Source organism: Paenibacillus qinlingensis (genome assembly GCF_013204845.1).
In the GTDB taxonomy this organism is placed as follows: Bacteria; Bacillota; Bacilli; order Paenibacillales; family NBRC-103111; genus Paenibacillus_E; species Paenibacillus_E qinlingensis.
Genome location: NZ_JABMKY010000001.1, coordinates 517,999 through 537,597, shown reverse-complemented (window position 1 = coordinate 537,597; position 19,599 = coordinate 517,999). Strand labels below are relative to the sequence as shown.

The window sequence follows — 19,599 nt, the reverse complement described above, 5'->3', positions numbered from 1 at the left end:
GTCAATTGTATTTATTAAACAAGATGGATTGAGAACTGTGAAATAAACTGAAAGTAGTTAGGGGAAGAACCTCTTTCTAGCGCAGCCATTGTGGGTGCGTTAGAAAGAGGTTTTTTATTTAGAATTGTATGAAAGTGAAAATGAAGGAGAGATCTCCCATGAAAAGACCAGTTGTTCAAGGATGCTGTCTGTGGATAAGTGGCTATGTGCTCGCGATCTATACGGAGATCGCGTGGCTGACATGGATGACAAGCGCGCTGTTGTTAGCCGCGCTTGTCATCCTCTACGCGCTGCGTCTGCCTGGCCGGCAGACGCTGGGCGCCCTGCTGCTGGTCGTAATAGCCTACGGCTATTATCAAGGGACCGACCAGCGCAACATCACTGCACTGCCGCTGGCGCAGCAGCAGCAGGTGGGTGAGGCAGGCAGCGAGGTTACGCTGCTCGGCCGGTTCACCAGCCCTGTCACCATTGACGGTGACAGGGCTAGCTTCACCGTGGAAGCGGAGTCCGTCCGCTTCCCAGACAACACCGCTTTCCCGCTCGGCGGGGAAAGCGTGCAGGTCTCGCTGCGCCTGACGGAGCAGGCGCAGCAATCCGTGGCGTCGGGCTGGCGCCGCGGCGACGCCCTGACGCTAACGGGGACGCTGCGCAGCCCGTCCCCGGCCCGCAACTTCGGCGGCTTCGATTACCGCCGATATTTGCGCCTTCACCACACCCATTGGCTCATTTCAGCCAAAGGGGTGGATCAGGCGCAGGTGCAGCCTGCGGCAGCGCACTTCAGCGTCGTCCAGCTGCTGCGCTGGAACGACGAGCTGCGCGCTGCGCTCAGCAGGCGCATGGACGTGATCTTCCCAGCATCGCAGGCGGGGTTCATGAAAAGCATGCTGATCGGCCTCACGGACGATCTGGATCCAGAGCGCTTCCAGCAATTTTCGGAGCTGGGGCTGACGCATATTTTAGCAATTTCAGGCTTGAATATTGCCGTATTTTTAGGTGTATGCATATGGATATTGCGCCGTTTTAAAGTCACCAAAGAAACTTATCTGCTCATCTGCATGGGCTTGCTGCCTTTCTACGTCCTCGTTACTGGAGCATCGCCGTCCATTGTCAGGGCAGGGCTTATGTCAATGATTGCGCTGTATGCTGCTCGGCGTGGAGGAATGAAGGAGGTGCTGCACATACTTGCAGTGGCCGCTTGGGCCATGCTTTTGTGGGATCCTTACTTTTTGCTTGATGTAAGCTTCCAGCTTTCCTTTCTAGTTACACTTGGGCTCATCCTCGGTGTGCAGCGGGTGACGGTATTGCTCTCACCGTACCTTTCTTCCCCCACACTCAAAAACACCCTCGCCATCACACTCGTTTCCCAATCCGTCTCTTTTCCGGTCTCTATCTACTATTTTAATCAGTTTTCCTTGTTATCTTGGATAGCGAATGCTGTGCTAGTCCCTGTAATCAGCATGATCGTGTTTCCAGCAGGTTTGGTTGCCTTAGCACTAGGTCTAATTTACATTCCTTTAGGCAATAGAATTGGTCAACTAATCACCTGGCTGAATCAGGCTATATTCTGGATTACGGATCAACTTCAGCAGATTCCACATCTCACCATGATTTGGCCATCACCAAGTATGGCTTGGATCTGTTTTTACTATGGATTCCTAATCATTATCTATATGCTTTGGCATCGTAGTTACCTAAATTCGATGGGTGAGCTTCCCATCCTATTGGAAGTCGACAGCAGGAATAGTCCACAGAGAATGCGTATCAAACTCATTTTAATCTTTGCAATATGCGGCTTTCTCATCCTGTTATGGATGGGGTATTCACCGAATCGCTTTCAACGAACAGGTCTTGTCCAATTTATCGATGTGGGGCAAGGGGACGCTATTCTAATTCGAACGCCTTACGGACGCCATGTATTAATCGATGGAGGAGGGACGCTTACGTTCCGTAAGCCAGGTGATGATTGGAAAATCCGTAAGGATCCGTTTGAAGTGGGGCGTAAACTGCTTGTTCCACTCCTGAAAAAACGAGGCATTCAAAGCCTAGACCTTCTCGTACTTACGCATGAGGATGCGGATCACAGTGGTGGTTTACAGTCTGTGATTGAACAAATTCCAGTGAAGCAATTTCTATTTAACGGAACTTTTAAGGAAAGCAATTCTATGACGACCTTTTTTTCCACATTGGTTCAAAAAGAAGTACCCTTATTACCCGCGCAAGTAGAAAATTGGGTCGACATTGATCCCGTTACGAAATTGCAAGTGATGTATCCGCTTGAAACGAATTCGACAATGATTGAAATTGTGAAAGAGCAGAATGCGAGATCCGTTGTTTTCCTGCTCGAGATGCAAGGGACACGCTGGCTGTTTACAGGGGATATGGAGAAAGAATCCGAAGCGGCAGTGCTGGATTATTTACGTGATCATCCTGCTTTAGTAGATTCAACCAGCTCTGCCTCTCGTATCAGCAGCAATAACAAAATCGACGTCCTAAAAGTTGCCCATCATGGCAGTAAAACTTCAACCACCTCAGAATGGTTGACCTACTGGAAACCAGCAGTGGCTGTTATCTCAGTGGGTGCAATGAATTCATATGGCCACCCTTCTCCAGAAATTACAGATCGCTTGGCCAATGCGAACGTGGCTATTTATCGCACAGATCGAATGGGAGAAGTGCAGATGGAAGTGCGGAATTCAGGGATTTTCACACGGATGAAGCTATGGAACTAGAAGGTAGATTATTTAAACTCTCGCGAGCGCCGCAAGTACAAGCCATAAGCATCATCATCTCCTGTTGGGAATGATCTTCTTAGGCTTTTTCTTTTGTTAAAATCAACTATTATGAAACTAATTTTCACTTTTTACGTCTAAAAGATGTTATGTGGCTCATTTTTTGTTATTCTGATAGATGCAAGTTATTAATATATTTATTCTAAAAAAATTGCAACCTTATGAGATGCCATTGCGTCTGTAAGAATGCAAGGGGGAGGGATCCCAGTGATAGCACCCGAACTGGTAAGATCAGCACAAGCCGGTGACCGTGATGCGCTCATTACCCTATTGCGAGAGATTGAGTCTCACGTTTATCGGACGGCTTTTTATATTTTGAATAATGAACAGGATGCGCTTGATGCTTCGCAGGAAGCTCTTCTTCGGATTTATACCAAAATTAATTCCTATGAAGAAAAAGCCTTGTTCAAAACGTGGGTGCAGCGGATTGTAACGAACATCTGCATCGATAAATTTCGCAGAGCGAAACCAACGGTTTCTATGGATGAGCATGACATGACTTTTACAGCTGATAATGATGTAGAACAGGAAATATTGACAGGCTACCTAGCTCAGGATATTAGAGAGGCAATTGATAAGCTTCCCGAACACCATCGCACTGTAGTTGTTCTACGTTATTTGCAGGACTTTTCGTATCATGAAATTGCAGAATCGCTAAATTTACCACTCAATACGGTGAAGTCTTACTTATTCCGAGCTAGACACACCTTACAGTCGTTACTCCAAGATTATCAGAAAGGAGGTGTTCGGGGATGAAATGTCAAGAGGTGATGATGTACATGCAAAGACAACTAGATGGAGATTTAGCTCCTAAAGAAGAGAATGAGCTGCATGCTCACCTTATGCATTGTTTGGACTGTGCACAGATGTTTGAGCGTCTGCAGGCATTGTCGAACGAATTGTCCCAGCTTCCTAAGGTTATGCCGCCTTTCAGTTTGGTTGATGCAATTATGCCGCAGCTGCTTGAATTGGATAAACAAAATGTGATGGAAGCGGCGGATAATGTCGTTGTTTTCCCATCGAAGGTTGCTAGGATAGAATCAGTGGAAGACATGCCTAAGCGCTCAGGGGTGAGCAGATTTAAAGAACAGTTCTCGTGGAAATTCGCAAGCGGCGTCGTTGCCGCGGGATTGATTATTGGATTTTTCGCATTTAATATGCAGAATCCAGTTATCGATAATGCGGATGGGATTATGTCCCGTTCAAGCTCTGATTCCAAAGCCGTAGCAGATAAGCGTGTAACGGCAACTTCAGAGTTGAATCAAAAAGAAGGAAACAATGACATCGCGAAAACCCAGGAAAACGCTGCATCTTCTAATGAAGGATCACCTGTTGCACCAACGGCAGATCTATTTGTTAAAGGGACAGAAACAGCTAACACAGCTACAGGTGATGGCGGGAATTTGCCCCAAGCTACTTCCAAAGCGCAATTAGAAAAGCCAGGTGCATATAGCTCGCCAGCTACTGGCGGTGACATGCAGACAAACAAGGTATCACCATCTACATCAGCTCCAGAGCGGTTAAGAGATCCTGATGCGTCCATTCCAAAGTCGGATAAGATTGATTCTAAAGCAGACGCCACTACTCCTGCGACTGGCTTAAGTGTACCGCAATCATCGTTAGAGCCGAAGTCCACGGAGTCACCATCTCGGAAAACAACTCCGTCACCAACCGTTGACCCTGCAAGTTCAGATCGAATGAGTTCGAGTCAAGGAATTCTCTCATTCACTGTTCCTCCAGGGGAGACTAAGCTAAAGTCTACAACGGGTATGTATGAGGCAACGATTGAAGAGGCGCACGTAGTCATTCGAAATACCCTCACGCTTGAGATTGTCTTTGCTTCGAAGCATGTATGGCAGACAGAAGATCAAATCAAGCTATTGGAATGGTCGAAGGATGACAAGCTGTTTTATCAGGTTATTAGTAAGGGATTGCTTCAAACGATTCTTATCGATGTGAAAGAGAAAACAGAAGCTAATAAATAAAAACAAAAATCGTTGCACCAATTTGACTGAAATTGCGTAAACTATTTTATGGAACATGGAACAGTTCATTCATCCACACGAGTTAAGGTTTCTAGGGCCTTGAATCGGTGTTTAAATAGACTGGCGAAGGGGTTGCTTCAAAGTCTTCGGGCTTTGACGTAATCCCTTTGTTGTTGTTAAAATAAACAAGAGGGGTGAATGCCAGTCATGGATGCCAAAAGAGCATTAAAAGATATACAAGCAGGCCGCCCAGCGCCCGTTTATTTGTGCTACGGACCTGAGAAATATAAAATGCGCGAATTTATTCAGATTTTAACAGATTCTCTAATGGGGCCAGAAGATCGGGAATTTGCGGTGAGTAAATTCGATTTGAGTGAAATGTCACTTTCATCAGCATTAGATGATGCAGAAACATTACCTTTTATGGTACCGAAGAAACTGGTTATTGCTAAAAATGCGTTATTTTTCACAGGTGCGAAGGAAAATACGAAGTTAGAGCACAATATGGATCGGTTAACAGCCTATTTGAAATCACCCGCGGAACATACAGTTGTGGTATTCACAGTGGATGCAGATAAATTGGACGAGCGTAAGAAGATTGTTAAAGCTCTCAAAGACATGGAGGCCGCTGTGCCGTTCCTTTCTTTGAGTCCTGAGGAATTGACGCATTGGGTAGCGAAACAAGCGAGTACGCTAGGCTTTACATTCTCAGGTGGCGCGGCAGACCAGTTAATCCTGTACACCGGTGGCAATTTACAATCGTTATCGGCCGAACTTGAGAAGATTTCCTTATATGTCGGTGCCGAAGGTGTAGCTTCGCCTAACGTAATTGATCAATTGGTCGCTCGGAGCACGGAGCAGAACGTATTCATACTTATTGAGGACATCGTGAATGTGCGGTTGGAGAGGGCTTTTGTGATCTTAGAGGAGCTTCTGAAGCAGCGTGAGGAGCCGATCAAAATCGCCTCGCTCATCGCCAGACAGTTCCGGATTATGTTGCAGGTGAAGGAGCTTGGCAAGCAGGGCTACTCGCAGCAACAGATGGCTTCACAGATTGGCTTACATCCTTTTGCTGTCAAAGTTGCCGAAGGGCAGGCGCGAAAGTACGACGGGGAGAAGCTGAGCCGAATTATGGGTGAGTTGGCGGATCTTGATTTGCAGATGAAAACGGGGAAAATCGATAAAGTGTTAGGGTTGGAACTATTTCTTCTTAGGCTCGCTGCCTAGGAAGAACAATGGAAAAAAGACTAATTCTCCTAGGAGAATTAGTCTTTTGCTTTTATGTCCGTGAATTACGCTTGAGCCGAAAGTGCGTTTAGCTTTTTAGCTAGACGGGACTTCTTGCGGTTAGCGGCATTTTTATGAATTAAACCTTTAGAAGCAGCTTTGTCTAATTTCTTAGAAGCAGAAACTAAAGCTTCAGGGGTCAAAGCTGTTTCGAAAGCTTTCACAGCAGTACGCAAAGCGGACTTGTGGGAAGCGTTGCGAAGACGACGCTTTTCGCTAACTTTTACTCGTTTAATAGCGGATTTAATGTTTGGCATGAAATTCACCTCCTACTTACAAAACACGTTCAACGTTACATTTGTATGTTTGCTGACAACTTTAAGTATTCTACCACGCAATATTTCAAATTGCAAGAGCTGTCAATAGGTTTTCAGTGGTCTTTATTAGCTGTTCGGCAGTTCATGAACGATGTTACTCAATCATTGCCACTCACTTAATTGCTGCTGCTCACTTCAGCATCCGGTCACTCGGAATTTCAATTAGTCCGATTTCCCCGAACTAAATCGAAGATTCCTTACTACGGAGAGCGATTAGTCAGGTTATGCCGAACTAATTTGCTATTTTACTTGTGAATTGGTTGTTTGGGTTGATTTAGTTGGGCTATTCCGGACTAATTAAGATCTGAAGACGCAGAGTATAAGATTAGTTCGGTAATATCGGACTAATTGGGGCAATAGAGACTGATTTACTGGCTGGGGCAGGGAATGAGTGGGAGGAGAGTGGCAGTGGAGAATAGCAGTAGCTAATGCAGTATCAGTATCAGGAAACTAGCATGTCCTCACAACAAGGGAGGAGTGCGAGTCGTATCTACAATCCAAGAGTGGACTCTCACCACGTTTTTTACTTCCGGATGGAGCCATTTTTCTCTTCTAAGAGCCTCATGTGTTTTCTCGCAGTATCATACCCGAAACACAGCACTTCCTTAACATCTACGAGCTTAATCGGGCGATCCAAACGTAAGGCTAACCGCAGAATATCTCTTTCTTGGCCACTTAACCGACTTTCCGTAGTTTCTTGTTCCCCAAATAATCTGCCAATAAGCTGAAGGAGCAATGCTTGCCATAGACGTGGTCGTTCCCTGATATCATCTAAGCTGATTCGTACAATGATCCATCCGTCGTTCACAAGGTGCATATGGCGCACCCATTGATTTGAGTATTGTCTTCGATCCATTTTATCATAGTGAGTTCCGTAAGGGTCGATCTCAAAGGCAATGCGAATACCCGAACGGATATAGGCGAAATCGAGATATCTTTTACCGTCCATGAAGTCAACAATTTCATACTCCGGATGCAAGTAATTAAAATGTCCAAATGCATTCCACCATAGATAACGCAGAAACTCTATCTCAGCAAAAGCATGACTAGTCTTTAATTTCCTTAAAGCTTCACCTTTTCTTTTGGATATATGTGAGTTCAACCATTCTCTGTGTGCACTATCAAATTGATGTAATGTTATTTTTAACACTCTCCATTCCCAATAAAAATAGCGCCGTCCCACAACTCCAAGGAGTAATGGAAACGGCGCATGCTTTGCGTGTGAAGATCTAACTTGTTTGGTTACATTGAGAATATCATCACCTTGCAATTCTGACAAGGCATTTACAAGTCTCCGATTTTCAAATCAATAGGTTTTCAGTGGTCTTTATCTCTGCATAACCCCGCGGCATCTGTCACACAATAAGCAACACAGCGCAAGTATGAAAGGGGACCTCCAATGGACTTAGGCATATTTAACACACAGACCGATCTTGCACTCGATGCAAGGGATATGGCCCATGCAGCCAATCAGGGGCAACCGATTCCTGGTATTGAGCAGGAGTTCACACGGGAAAACGGGATTCGCGTAACCAAAATAAACGTCCTGAACGAAGAAGGCTCCAAAGCACTTGGTAAGCTTCTGGGTCATTATATAACGATTGAGGTACCTGCACTGCGGGAGAAAGACAGTCAGCTTCAAGATCGCGTGGCCACGAAACTCGCTCAGGAGTTTGAGCAGTTTTTGCGGCAAGTCGGTATTCCGAAAAATGCGAAAGCACTGATTATTGGACTGGGCAATGGCAATGTGACTCCCGATGCCTTGGGGCCTCTCGTCGTTGAAAATATCATGGTTACGCGCCATTACTTTGAACTGGTTCCCGAGGATGTAAGCCCGGGCTATCGAGCCGTGAGTGCTGTTGCCCCTGGAGTTCTTGGTACGACGGGAATAGAAAGCAGCGACATTGTACAAGGAATTGTGGATAAATCTAAACCTGATTTCATCATCGCCATAGATGCACTGGCCTCTAGATCCTTGGATCGTGTCAACACGACCATTCAGATTGCGGATACCGGCATTCACCCGGGATCAGGAATCGGCAACAAACGCAAAGGCTTGACGAAGGAGCAGTTGGGTATTCCTGTTATTGCGATTGGCGTACCAACGGTTGTCTATGCATCAACCATTGTTAATAATGCTTTTGATCTGATGCAGAAGCATTTCAGCGGTCAAACGAGCAACACGGGGCAGATATTCGGACTTCTGGACAATATCAACGAAGACGAGCGGCTGCAGCTTGTCAAAGAGGTGCTAAACCCCGTAGGGCACGATTTACTCGTGACACCAAAGGAGATTGACCAGTTTATTGAGGATATTGCCAATATCATCGCCAGCGGCTTGAATGCGGCTTTACATGACGCCGTAGATGTAGACAACGTAGCTGCATATACGCATTAATGAAACGAGAGAACTGAGCCTACTTACGTGGGAGCAGTTCTTTTTGGCGTTGGAGCTGCCTAGTATATTCAGGTCGAGAACCTACCATCCTTTTCTATTAAAAAAATCTAGTGAAAACTAGTTCTATCGTTCGAGCTCGTTTCATAGATTGAATTAAGATAGTTTAGGAGGCATGGGTAACTATGAAATGGACAGCCACATGGAATTTCAGCCAAGTTCGCAAAACCTTTCAGAGCGCCAGTTCCGTCGGGAAAACGTTTATTGTCCTCAGCACCTCGACCTTAGCTCTATTCGTTCTAATTGGTCTGGGTGGCGTCCTGCAAAGCCGATTAATGTCCACATCGCCTGTTTCATCCATGAAAGGTCTCGCCGCTTCTGTCACGAATCAGTTTTTTATCGATATGTTGGGTATGGAAGTCCCTCATTTAAATAAGGATCAGAAAAAGTTCACTTTCTCCCAGCACAATGTGTTTCACTTCGCTTTTCAGATGATGACGGATATTAATCCAAGTGATCCTAAGAGCTTAGTAGCTAGTGAAGTGCCAGGCATGGAATTGAACAAATCGACGGTATTGGTAAGAGGGAGCGAAACGAATCCAAGTGCCCCCTATGATCTAAATCCAATATCAAGTGATTTGGAAGCGGAAGCCAGATTTCCACAGCCAACGCCATCCGTAGAGCCGACACCTATTAGCTCTTCATCCCCTTCACCAAACGCAGTTGCACAACCACCGAAAACAGCTGGCGATAATATTGCATTTATCTATCAAACACATAGTAATGAGTCCTTTTTACCAGAGCTGAAAGGTGTTACAGATCCAGATAAAGCCTACAGTGATAAAGTGAATATCATCTCCGTCGGTCAACGGTTAGCTCAGAATTTAGAGAGAGATGGCATTGGTGCTGTGCATTCTTCGACTGTTTATCCGAGTACTGTTAAAGGGTTTGAATATCCGTATTCCTACAAGTATTCGGCCAAAACGCTTCAGGAAGCAATGACGTCGCATAAGGATCTGCAGTATTTCTTCGATATTCATCGCGATTCAGCAGCACGTAGTAAAACAACAGCCACGATTGAAGGCAAGGATGTCGCACAGGTGTATTTTATAATCGGCGGAAAAAACCCAAACTGGAAAAAGAATGAGGAATTTGCTAGAAAAATTCATCAAGTGCTGGAAGAGAAGCACCCAGGCGTCTCGAAGGGAATTCATGCGAAAGAAGCCAGCGAGGGCAATGGGCTGTACAACCAAAACATTTCGCCGAACAGTATTTTGATTGAGGTTGGAGGTCCTTACAATACCCTAGAGGAATGCTACCGGACAACAGATTGGCTTGCTGAAGCGATATCGGAAGTTATTTTGAACGCGAAAAAAGTGGATGCACCCGTGACTACACCTAAAAACTCGTAAGCGAGTAAACCATGGAGGAGGGAATAAAATGAGGCTGAGGCACTTTTATATCAAGGTAGGCTTATTTGGACTCTTGCTGCTGTTTTGTATCTTGTTCGGCGTCAGTTTAGCATCCAGCGGCATGGAACGCATAGAAGGTCCTCAGCCTTCCTCCAAAGCAGCCCAACAAGTTGCTCCAACGAAAGCGCCGGGAAAAGTGGTGACGACGGTTGCCAAAACAACACCCACACCTACGCCACTTGGTAAAGACACTGTGATAAAAGGGAAACAGACGACAGAGCCACAGGCTGAACCTGTTGCCATTCATGATAATTCTTTGAACCGAGTAGGGAATAAACTAGGTGATCTTTTACAGATTACAGCGCACCATGGGATTAAATTGTTTATTTCTTTGTTTGATGCTGTTTTAGGCAAAGGCTAGGTGTGCATTGCTCCGACTTCCCACAACTGCTATAATGAAAATTATTTGCATGTAGTGGGGGTTAGTCTTTAGCATGACGGACATTCGAGAAAGACAACAAAGAATTCGCAACTTTTCAATTATCGCTCATATCGATCACGGTAAATCAACTCTAGCTGATCGTATTCTGGAATATACAGGTGCATTGTCTTCACGAGAGATGCAAGAGCAAGTTCTCGACCAGATGGATCTAGAGCGTGAACGTGGAATTACGATTAAACTTCAAGCGGTGCGATTAGGTTACCGCGCTGACGATGGTGTGGACTACATCCTTAACTTGATTGATACACCAGGACACGTCGACTTTACTTATGAGGTTTCACGAAGCCTAGCGGCTTGTGAGGGTGCATTGTTGGTTGTTGATGCGGCTCAAGGAATTGAAGCTCAAACACTGGCAAACGTATATCTCGCATTGGAAAATAACTTAGAAATTTTACCTGTTATCAATAAAATTGATTTACCAAGTGCGGACCCTGATAAAGTAAAGCAAGAGATCGAAGATGTGATCGGGCTTGACGCTAGCGATGCTGTACATGCTTCAGCTAAAGCGGGGATCGGCATTAAAGAGATTATCGAACAAATTTGCCTGAAAGTACCGGCTCCACAAGGTAATCCTGATGCACCGCTCAAAGCATTGATTTTCGACTCCCATTACGATAGTTACAAAGGTGTAATCGTATATGTGCGTGTCGTTGATGGTTCGATCAAAGCGGGTTCCAAAATTAAAATGATGGCAACAGGCAAAGTATTTGAAGTAATTGAAGTAGGTGCGTTCAAACCAAGAATGTCGTCGGTTCCTTCCCTAGAGGTCGGAGACGTTGGTTTTATCGTTGCTGGTATTAAAAATGTTGGAGACACGCGTGTCGGTGACACCGTGACAGAAGCAGATCGCCCTTCACCAGAAGCGCTGCCAGGTTACCGTCGGATTAACCCAATGGTTTTCTGCGGATTGTATCCAATTGAAACAACTGATTACAACGATCTGCGTGAAGCGCTGCAAAAGCTTGAACTGAATGACGCTTCCTTGCGTTTCGAGCCGGAAACCTCGACGGCATTAGGCTTCGGCTTCCGTTGCGGATTCTTAGGACTCTTGCACATGGAAATCATTCAAGAGCGTATCGAGCGTGAATTCAATATTCCGTTGATCACGACGGCACCGAGTGTTATTTACCGGATTACGTTAACGAATGGTGATGTCATGGAAATTGACAATCCATCGAACTATCCGGATCCACAACGAATTGATTTCGTTGAAGAGCCTTACGTGAAAGCTTCTGTCATCGTGCCTAATGATTATGTGGGTACAATTATGGAGCTTTGCCAAGGTAAACGCGGTGAATATATGAATATGGAATACTTAGATACGAATCGTGTTACATTGACTTACGAGATTCCACTATCAGAGATTGTCTATGATTTCTTCGATATGCTGAAGTCACGTACGAAGGGCTATGCTTCCTTCGACTATGAAGTTAGTGGCTATAAGAAATCCAATCTTGTGAAAATGGATATTTTGCTTAATTCCGAGCAAGTGGATGCGTTATCCTTCATCGTTCACCGTGATACCGCTTATCATCGCGGTAAAATCATTTGTGATAAGCTCAAGGAGCTTATCCCGCGGCAAATGTTCGAGGTGCCGATTCAAGCGGCCATTGGACAGAAAATCGTGGCTCGTGAAACGGTTAAAGCGATGCGTAAGAACGTACTTGCGAAGTGTTACGGCGGTGACATTTCCCGTAAGCGTAAATTGTTAGATAAGCAAAAAGAAGGTAAAAAACGCATGAAGCAGGTCGGTAGTGTAGAAGTGCCGCAAGAAGCGTTCATGGCTGTTTTGAAAATCGACGAATAGATGTTAGAACGAAAAGCTGGGGTGGCAGCGTACGCTGTCCCTTGGCTTTTTCCAATTCGCAAGCTAGTAGAAAGGAATACCCTTATGTTAGTTACTTATACAACGCCTACAGCGGTGTACATTCATATCCCTTTTTGCACAAATAAATGTCATTACTGTGACTTCAACTCTTACGTGCTCAAGGGTCAACCTGTGATGGAATATCTAGATGCGCTTGAACGTGAAATGGAGCTTACTGTACGCAACCATCCTCCTCTGAAAGTGGAGACGATTTTTGTAGGCGGGGGAACGCCAACGGTGCTGCTTCCAGATCAAATGGAACGCTTCTTGCGTATCGTACGCACGTATTTCCCAGCAGATAGCACAGAAGTCGAATTTTCGATGGAAGCCAACCCAGGAACAACGGACGAAGATAAACTTGCTGTCATGAAAGCCGGCGGTGTAAATCGCATCAGCTTCGGTGTGCAATCTTTTAACAATGACATTCTCGCGGCTATCGGCCGTATTCATAATACAGATGATGTGCATAGAAGCATTGCTAATGCGAAGAAGTTAGGCTTCGATAATTTATCGATTGACCTGATGTTCGGGCTTCCAAAGCAAACAGTGGATATCATGCAGGCAACATTGGATGAGGCGCTCTCACTTGATTTACAGCATTATTCAATTTACAGCTTGAAAGTTGAAGAAAACACCTTATTCCACACTTTATTCAACAAAAATCAACTGCCGCTCCCGAGTGAGGATGAGGAAGTCGATATGTATGAGTTGATTATGAAAAGGTTAGAGGGAGCGGGTTACAAACAATATGAAATTAGTAACTTTGCCAAACCAGGCCGCGAAAGCAGACATAATACGATGTATTGGCGCAATCGCTCTTATTATGGATTAGGCGCAGGTGCACACGGGTATATGAATGGTAAGCGTCATGTGAATGTGAAGGGCATCCAACCTTACATTGATGCAACGAAGCTGGGATTACCGATCATGGAACAATTCGACGTTACCCCCCAAGAAGCGATGGAAGACTTTATGATGGTTGGACTGCGACTTCTTGAAGGTGTGCGTAGCACGGACTTCATGGATCAATTCGGAGAGACGATCGAATCCCACTTCGGAACTACGTTGCAAAGCTGGATTAACAAAGGGCTGATTGAACAAACGCCGGAAGGATATCGTCTATCGAAACACGGCATTTTGTTAGGAAATGAAGTCTTTGCTTCGTTCTTAAGCTAAACAGAAATCGCGCAAAAAACGCTTGTGCATTTATACGTATTGTTGTATATTTATACATAAATCCACAAGCGAAACAGCGGAAAGCCGCAGAGCGCTAACGTGGCTTTTATGCATTTTTGTGCGAATGGTGGGTGGGGAAGCGTGAATACATCAACTACGGTATCCGTAAGAAAAGCTTCGGTGGATGATATCGATAAGCTTTTTGAAATTATACAGGGGTATGCCAAGCAAGGCATCATGCTGCCGCGGAGCAAGGAAATGCTCCAAGATCAAATTGATACGTTTGTTGTCGCAGAATTCGATGGCCTATTAATAGGCTGCGGTTCATTGACGAGGTTAGGGCCAGATCTTGTTGAGATTCGCTCACTTGGAATGACGCCTGGCTACAAGGGTCAAGGAATCGGTGGCAAGCTAGTTAACTTCTTAGTTGAAGAGGCAAGAAGCCAAGGAATTATTAAAGTTATGGCACTTACTTATGAAGTGGCGTTCTTTCAGAAAAACGGCTTTACACTCGTTCCGAAGGAGATTTTTCCTGAGAAGGTTTGGAGAGACTGCATGCATTGCAAAAAACAGTATTGTTGCGACGAAATCGCCGTACTTAAACGTTTGGATTGACTTGACAACAGACCTTAGGGTCTGTTATTTTTGTATTAGGATTTAGCACTCACTAAATACGAGTGCTAACGAAGGTGGCAAATAGTGAGAAGTGAGGAGGAGGGGTACTCATGTTGACAGAGCGCCAACGCATGATTTTAAGTGCAATCATAGATGATTACGTTCGTTCAGCGGAGCCAATTGGTTCGCGAAGTATTTCGAAGCGTGGGAATGTTGGTTTTAGTCCAGCGACCATTCGCAACGAAATGTCTGATCTCGAAGAAATGGGCTATCTTGAGCAGCCTCATACGTCCGCAGGTCGTATTCCTTCACACAAAGGTTATCGCTATTATGTCGATCATTTGTTAAAGCACGGTTCCTTGCATAGTCATGATTTGGACTCCATGAAAGGGGCTTTCGCAGAACGTATTCAAGAGATGGAAGGTGTTATTCAGCACGTTGCTGGCATGCTCTCCAGTCTTACGAATTACACGTCTATTGTGCTCGGTCCTGAGGTTTTTAGCACGACATTGAAGCATATCCAAATCATTCCGATCTCGGATACGACAGCTGTTGCGATCCTAGTGATGAATACGGGGCATGTTGAAAATAAGACAGTAACGATACCCGAAGGAATTCCAATGTCGGAAATCGAGAAGGTCGTTAACATTCTGAACACTAGGCTGAAGAACGTGCCGTTGGTTCAGTTCAAATCGAAGCTCTACAATGAGATTTCTAATGAATTAAGCAAATATGTCACTGGCTATCAAGAGCTTCTTGGTTTGGTGGAAAGCGTGCTACAAAGTGATGAGAAAGATCGTGTTTTCCTCAGTGGGATGACTAATATGCTTACACAGCCTGAGTTCAAGGATGTGGAGAAAGTGAAGAGCATTTTTGATCTGCTGGAAGAAGCACCAACTTTGATCAAGTTATTTACTCCGTCAAATGAAGGCATTGAGATTAAAATTGGTGCTGAGAATAGTATTGAAGCCATATCGAATTGCAGTTTAATTACAGCTTCCTATTCCATTGGCGGCACACCGCTTGGAACGATTGGTATTTTGGGACCTACTCGCATGGAATACGGTAGAGTCATTGGCTTAATGGAACATCTATCGAAGCATATGGAATTGGTCCTAGGACGTTGGTATGGCAAATGACAGGAGCCAAACCCATGCACGGTGAAAGCGAAGAACGGTACTCCACGTTAGTGAATAATGCAGCAGCTGTCAGAGCTATTTGTTCGGCTGTGGAAGGAACCTTAGGACCTAAAGGGCTAGATACCATGCTAGTCGGCGGTCAAGGTGATGTCATTATTACCAACGATGGTGTAACTATATTGGAAAAGATGGATGTTACTCATCCTGCTGCTAGGCTAATGATTCAGGTCGCTCGCAGTCAACAACGCCAGATTGGCGATGGGACCACGACAGCGACAGTACTTGCTGGAGCCATGGTGCAAGAAGGTGTCGCGCAAGTTACACGCGGCGTTCCTGTTGCCAAGGTTGTCACTGGCATGCTACAGGGCATTGAATTGGCCGTAGCGAGCTTACAGGGCCGTAGTCGTAAGATTGCTGGTCTTGCAGATCGCGCGCTGCAACGGATCGCTTATACGGCGGGGCGAGAGCAAACAGATATCGCTAAGCTTATCATTCAAGCAGCGGAAGCGGTAGGTGAGGCGAAGCTGCGCGAAGAGGGCTATCGCTTCGCAGACAGTGTGCTCGCACATGAAGAAGCGAGCAGTGAGGTCTGGACCGGCATTCTGTTAAATCAGAAGCCGATGAACCTGCACCTCGAGCACGAGCGGCGAGATGCTCGCATTCTCGTGCTGCATGATGCCCTGGAGCCTGAGGCGGTTAGCGAGGAATCGCTGGTCACCGAGGCAGGCTTCCAGCGCTACATGCAGCTCCGGGAGCTCTTCCGCAGCAGCCTCGGCTCGCTGTTGGAGCTTGGCGTCGGTCTGATTGCTTCAGACCGCGGAGTTGACCCAGAGGCGGAGCAGTTCTGCTCCGACCATGGCATCCTCGTGCTGCAGCGGCTGTCCCGTCGGGACTTGCAGCTGCTGAGCGAGCACACCGGCGCTAGGCCGGTGCGGCGCACGGCGCTGCGCAAGAGCGCGCCGGAGCTGAGCGCTGCGCTCGGTCACGCGGGGTATGCCGCGTATGACGAGCGGCTGGAGCGCGTGCGCGTAGCGCAGGGTCACGGCGAACAGCACGTGACCGTGATCGTTGGCGCCGCGACGCGCGAAGCGGCGCATGAGCGCTCGCGCATCGCGAAGGACGCTGCGTCAGCCGTCCAAGCAGCCGTGCGTGGCGGGTACTTACCCGGCGGCGGCGCAGCGGAGATGGCCGTCGCGCATGATCTGGAGCGTGTGCGCGAGACGATGAAGGGCATGGAGGGCTTTGGTGTGGCCGCTGTCGCGGGAGCACTTCGCAAGCCATTGTCTCAAATCGTCGTGAACGCTGGCTACAATCCTCTCGAGAAGGTTGAGGAGTTGAAAGCGGCCCAGCTTGCGCAGGATACGGACAGCCTAGGGATCGATTGTGATACGGGGTTGATCACGGATTTTGTGGAAGCAGGGATCATGGATCCGACAGATGTGAAAATTCACGCTCTGCAAGCGGCTGGTGAAGTAGCTGCCGCGGTGCTGCGTATCCATACAGTGATTAAGATGAAGCAGCCTTTTGAAGAGAACTAAAGATGGGCAAACTAAACCCAAATATGTCGTGTATTATGTTTAGGAGGTGAAGGACAATTGAGTACTGGAGATAACAAAACAGTCGAACAAGACATTGACACTACATACGCAGCCGACAACGAAGCAACGAATGAAGAAGCTGGCGTAGAAGTTTCCGAGGAAGCTACGGTATCTAGCGAATTGGAACAGGCGCGTGTGCAAGCCGAAGAAAACTATCAGCGTTTATTACGCGTTCAAGCGGACTTCGACAACTTCCGTCGCCGTGCAAGAGCGGAGAAGGAAGATTTCGCGAAATACGCTTCGCTAAAATTGATTGAGCAGCTATTACCGATTGTGGATAACTTTGATCGCGCGCTGTCTTCAAGCAAAGAGACGAAGGATTTCGACGCATTGGTAAAGGGCTTGGATATGACTTACCGCGGTATTGATCAACTATTAACTGCTGAAGGGCTTAAGCCTATCGAAGCTGTTGGTCAACCGTTCAACCCTGAATTCCATCAAGCCGTGATGCAAGTGGAATCCGAGGAGCATGAAGAAGGTATTGTTGTAGAAGAATTGCAAAAAGGCTATATCCTAAAAGATAAGGTCATCCGACCTGCAATGGTTAAAGTTAGTGTTTAACTGATCTTATCATTTTTAACTAAAATCTAATCACGTTCCTAGGGGACATAAGGAGGCATCTTTACATGAGTAAAGTAATTGGTATTGACTTAGGTACTACAAATTCTTGCGTTGCCGTTATGGAAGGCGGAGAAGCTGTTGTAATTCCAAATCCAGAAGGTAACCGCACAACGCCATCCGTTGTAGGTTTCAAGAAAGATGGCGAGCGCGTAGTTGGTGAAACTGCTAAGCGTCAAGCGATCACAAACCCAGATAAAACAATTAGCTCCATCAAGCGTCACATTGGTACGAACCACAAAGAAAACATTGATGGCAAAGATTACACGCCACAAGAGATCTCAGCAATCATCCTGCAAAAGCTAAAAGCAGATGCAGAAGCTTACCTTGGTCAAACCGTTACGCAAGCAGTTATCACAGTTCCTGCTTACTTTAACGACAGCCAACGTCAAGCGACGAAGGATGCTGGTAAAATTGCTGGTCTTGAAGTTCTTCGTATCGTCAACGAGCCAACTGCAGCAGCACTTGCTTACGGTCTGGAAAAAACAGAAGACCAAACGATTCTCGTATATGACCTTGGTGGCGGTACATTTGACGTATCCATCCTTGAGCTTGGCGATGGATTCTTTGAAGTTAAAGCAACAAGCGGCGACAACAAATTGGGTGGAGATGACTTTGACCAAGTTGTTATCGATTACCTCGTTGCTGAGTTCAAAAAAGAGCAAGGCATTGACCTTTCCAAAGATAAAGCAGCAGTTCAACGTTTGAAAGATGCTGCTGAAAAAGCGAAAAAAGAACTTTCCGGTGTGTTGACTACGACAGTTTCCCTTCCGTTCATCACGGTAGCAGACGGCGTTCCTCAGCATTTGGAGTTGAACTTGACTCGTGCGAAGTTCGAAGAATTGTCAGCTGGTCTTGTTGAAAGAACACTAGGACCAACACGTCAAGCACTTCAAGATTCCGGTTTGTCCACAAGCCAAATCGACAAAGTTGTTCTTGTTGGTGGATCCACACGTATTCCAGCGGTTGTTGAAGCGATCAAAAAATTGATCGGTAAAGAGCCTCATAAAGGTGTTAACCCGGATGAAGTTGTTGCGCTTGGCGCGGCAGTTCAAGCTGGTGTTTTGACTGGTGAAGTGAAAGACGTTGTTCTTCTTGACGTAACTCCACTTTCCCTTGGTATCGAAACAGCGGGCGGCGTATTCACGAAAATGATCGACCGCAACACAACGATTCCTACTACGAAATCACAAGTGTACTCCACTTATGCAGATAACCAAACTAGCGTTGAGATTCACGTACTTCAAGGTGAGCGCTCCATGGCTAGCGGCAACAAAACACTTGGCCGTTTCATGCTAGGTGACATTCCTCCGGCTCCACGCGGCGTTCCGCAAATCGAAGTTAGCTTCGATATTGATGCGAATGGTATCGTTAACGTGTCTGCTTTGGATAAAGGAACAGGCAAAAGCCAAAAAATCACGATCACTTCCTCCAGCGGCTTGAGCGACGCGGAAGTTGAACAAATGGTGAAAGACGCGGAAGCGCATGCTGAAGAAGATCGCGCACGTAAAGAGCTTGTTGAAGCTCGTAACGAAGCAGATCAATTGGTGTACTCCGTTGACAAAACGATCAAAGATCTTGGCGACAAAGTAGACCAAGGCGAGATCGACAAAGCGAACGCAGCGAAAGAGAAAGTTACAGCTGCTCTAACTGGCAACGATCTTGAAACGATCAAAAAAGCAACAGAAGAATTGACTGAAGTTATTCAACAACTTTCTGTTAAATTATATGAGCAAGCTTCTGGGGATCAAGGCCAAGGTCCTGATGCTGGCGCAGGCGAAGCTCCTAAAGGCAGAGAAAATGTTGTTGACGCTGACTACGAAGTGGTTGACGAACCTAAAAAATAAACATATTCTAACTAAATAGAGGTTTAAGAAGTCATTAAGCACTGTTTGTTAG

At 46.0% G+C, this 19,599-nt stretch carries 16 protein-coding genes; 14 read left to right on the top strand and 2 right to left on the bottom strand.

Going from position 1 to position 19,599, the window contains the following annotated elements; translation table 11 throughout:
• The first annotated feature begins 158 nt into the window (after positions 1 to 158).
• The 4 genes from HQN88_RS02660 to holA all read left to right on the top strand — a co-directional run bounded on the left by HQN88_RS02660 (position 159) and on the right by holA (position 6,001).
• Positions 159 to 2,729: a DNA internalization-related competence protein ComEC/Rec2 gene (locus HQN88_RS02660; RefSeq protein ID WP_173108668.1), complete on the top strand. Its 2,571-nt coding sequence runs from the start codon at positions 159 to 161 to the stop codon at positions 2,727 to 2,729.
• A 267-nt stretch (positions 2,730 to 2,996) separates the two neighbouring features.
• Positions 2,997 to 3,545 (top strand): RNA polymerase sigma factor, encoded by a 549-nt coding sequence (locus tag HQN88_RS02655; RefSeq protein ID WP_173108667.1) that lies wholly within the window; start codon positions 2,997 to 2,999, stop codon positions 3,543 to 3,545.
• Positions 3,542 to 4,774, top strand: coding sequence for a zf-HC2 domain-containing protein (locus HQN88_RS02650; RefSeq protein WP_173108666.1), 1,233 nt, complete (start codon positions 3,542 to 3,544; stop codon positions 4,772 to 4,774). The genes HQN88_RS02655 and HQN88_RS02650 overlap by 4 nt, the downstream gene beginning before the upstream one ends.
• Positions 4,775 to 4,981: 207 nt before the next feature.
• Complete coding sequence (gene holA / locus HQN88_RS02645; RefSeq protein WP_173108665.1) at positions 4,982 to 6,001, top strand: DNA polymerase III subunit delta; 1,020 nt, start codon at positions 4,982 to 4,984, stop codon at positions 5,999 to 6,001.
• A 65-nt stretch (positions 6,002 to 6,066) separates the two neighbouring features.
• Here holA and rpsT read toward each other — a convergent pair whose 3' ends face one another.
• The gene (gene rpsT, locus HQN88_RS02640) at positions 6,067 to 6,318 is read right to left on the bottom strand and encodes a 30S ribosomal protein S20 (RefSeq protein WP_056609803.1); all 252 of its coding nucleotides are present in this window, start codon (positions 6,316 to 6,318) and stop codon (positions 6,067 to 6,069) included.
• A gap of 583 nt (positions 6,319 to 6,901) precedes the next feature.
• The gene (locus tag HQN88_RS02635; protein WP_173108664.1) at positions 6,902 to 7,528 is read right to left on the bottom strand and encodes a DNA-binding response regulator; all 627 of its coding nucleotides are present in this window, start codon (positions 7,526 to 7,528) and stop codon (positions 6,902 to 6,904) included.
• Between the two features lie 249 nt (positions 7,529 to 7,777).
• Here HQN88_RS02635 and gpr point away from each other — a divergent pair, with 249 nt between their 5' ends.
• From gpr to dnaK, 10 genes are all read left to right on the top strand, one after another.
• Positions 7,778 to 8,776: a GPR endopeptidase gene (gpr, locus tag HQN88_RS02630; RefSeq protein ID WP_056609801.1), complete on the top strand. Its 999-nt coding sequence runs from the start codon at positions 7,778 to 7,780 to the stop codon at positions 8,774 to 8,776.
• Positions 8,777 to 8,958: 182 nt separating this feature from the next.
• Complete coding sequence (spoIIP, locus tag HQN88_RS02625; RefSeq protein WP_173108663.1) at positions 8,959 to 10,185, top strand: stage II sporulation protein P; 1,227 nt, start codon at positions 8,959 to 8,961, stop codon at positions 10,183 to 10,185.
• A 28-nt stretch (positions 10,186 to 10,213) separates the two neighbouring features.
• The gene (locus HQN88_RS02620) at positions 10,214 to 10,606 is read left to right on the top strand and encodes a DUF3679 domain-containing protein (RefSeq protein WP_173108662.1); all 393 of its coding nucleotides are present in this window, start codon (positions 10,214 to 10,216) and stop codon (positions 10,604 to 10,606) included.
• 73 nt (positions 10,607 to 10,679) lie between these two features.
• Positions 10,680 to 12,494, top strand: a complete 1,815-nt coding sequence (gene lepA, locus HQN88_RS02615; RefSeq protein WP_173108661.1) for a translation elongation factor 4 — start codon at positions 10,680 to 10,682, stop codon at positions 12,492 to 12,494.
• 84 nt (positions 12,495 to 12,578) lie between these two features.
• Complete coding sequence (gene hemW / locus HQN88_RS02610) at positions 12,579 to 13,730, top strand: radical SAM family heme chaperone HemW (protein WP_173108660.1); 1,152 nt, start codon at positions 12,579 to 12,581, stop codon at positions 13,728 to 13,730.
• A 141-nt stretch (positions 13,731 to 13,871) separates the two neighbouring features.
• Positions 13,872 to 14,345, top strand: coding sequence for an N-acetyltransferase (locus HQN88_RS02605; RefSeq protein ID WP_274320275.1), 474 nt, complete (start codon positions 13,872 to 13,874; stop codon positions 14,343 to 14,345).
• A gap of 110 nt (positions 14,346 to 14,455) precedes the next feature.
• Positions 14,456 to 15,484 (top strand): heat-inducible transcriptional repressor HrcA, encoded by a 1,029-nt coding sequence (hrcA, locus tag HQN88_RS02600; protein WP_171635204.1) that lies wholly within the window; start codon positions 14,456 to 14,458, stop codon positions 15,482 to 15,484.
• Positions 15,481 to 17,022: a TCP-1/cpn60 chaperonin family protein gene (locus tag HQN88_RS02595; RefSeq protein ID WP_173108872.1), complete on the top strand. Its 1,542-nt coding sequence runs from the start codon at positions 15,481 to 15,483 to the stop codon at positions 17,020 to 17,022. Before hrcA ends, HQN88_RS02595 begins: the two co-directional genes overlap by 4 nt.
• A 57-nt stretch (positions 17,023 to 17,079) precedes the next feature.
• Positions 17,080 to 17,643 carry a nucleotide exchange factor GrpE gene (gene grpE / locus HQN88_RS02590; RefSeq protein WP_173108659.1) on the top strand — a complete coding sequence of 188 codons (564 nt, stop codon included), beginning with the start codon at positions 17,080 to 17,082 and terminating at the stop codon, positions 17,641 to 17,643.
• Between the two features lie 65 nt (positions 17,644 to 17,708).
• The gene (dnaK, locus tag HQN88_RS02585) at positions 17,709 to 19,547 is read left to right on the top strand and encodes a molecular chaperone DnaK (protein WP_173108658.1); all 1,839 of its coding nucleotides are present in this window, start codon (positions 17,709 to 17,711) and stop codon (positions 19,545 to 19,547) included.
• The last annotated feature ends 52 nt before the right edge of the window (positions 19,548 to 19,599 follow it).

Bases quoted from the DNA above. Each gene is read 5' to 3' on its own strand.
- dnaK (WP_173108658.1), top strand. From the start codon at position 17,709: ATGAGTAAAGTAATTGGTATTGACTTAGGTACTACAAATTCTTGCGTT.
- spoIIP (WP_173108663.1), top strand. From the start codon at position 8,959: ATGAAATGGACAGCCACATGGAATTTCAGCCAAGTTCGCAAAACCTTT.
- HQN88_RS02660 (WP_173108668.1), top strand. From the start codon at position 159: ATGAAAAGACCAGTTGTTCAAGGATGCTGTCTGTGGATAAGTGGCTAT.
- lepA (WP_173108661.1), top strand. From the start codon at position 10,680: ATGACGGACATTCGAGAAAGACAACAAAGAATTCGCAACTTTTCAATT.
- HQN88_RS02595 (WP_173108872.1), top strand. From the start codon at position 15,481: ATGACAGGAGCCAAACCCATGCACGGTGAAAGCGAAGAACGGTACTCC.
- holA (WP_173108665.1), top strand. From the start codon at position 4,982: ATGGATGCCAAAAGAGCATTAAAAGATATACAAGCAGGCCGCCCAGCG.
- HQN88_RS02650 (WP_173108666.1), top strand. From the start codon at position 3,542: ATGAAATGTCAAGAGGTGATGATGTACATGCAAAGACAACTAGATGGA.
- gpr (WP_056609801.1), top strand. From the start codon at position 7,778: ATGGACTTAGGCATATTTAACACACAGACCGATCTTGCACTCGATGCA.
- HQN88_RS02620 (WP_173108662.1), top strand. From the start codon at position 10,214: ATGAGGCTGAGGCACTTTTATATCAAGGTAGGCTTATTTGGACTCTTG.
- hemW (WP_173108660.1), top strand. From the start codon at position 12,579: ATGTTAGTTACTTATACAACGCCTACAGCGGTGTACATTCATATCCCT.
- hrcA (WP_171635204.1), top strand. From the start codon at position 14,456: ATGTTGACAGAGCGCCAACGCATGATTTTAAGTGCAATCATAGATGAT.
- rpsT (WP_056609803.1), bottom strand. From the start codon at position 6,318: ATGCCAAACATTAAATCCGCTATTAAACGAGTAAAAGTTAGCGAAAAG.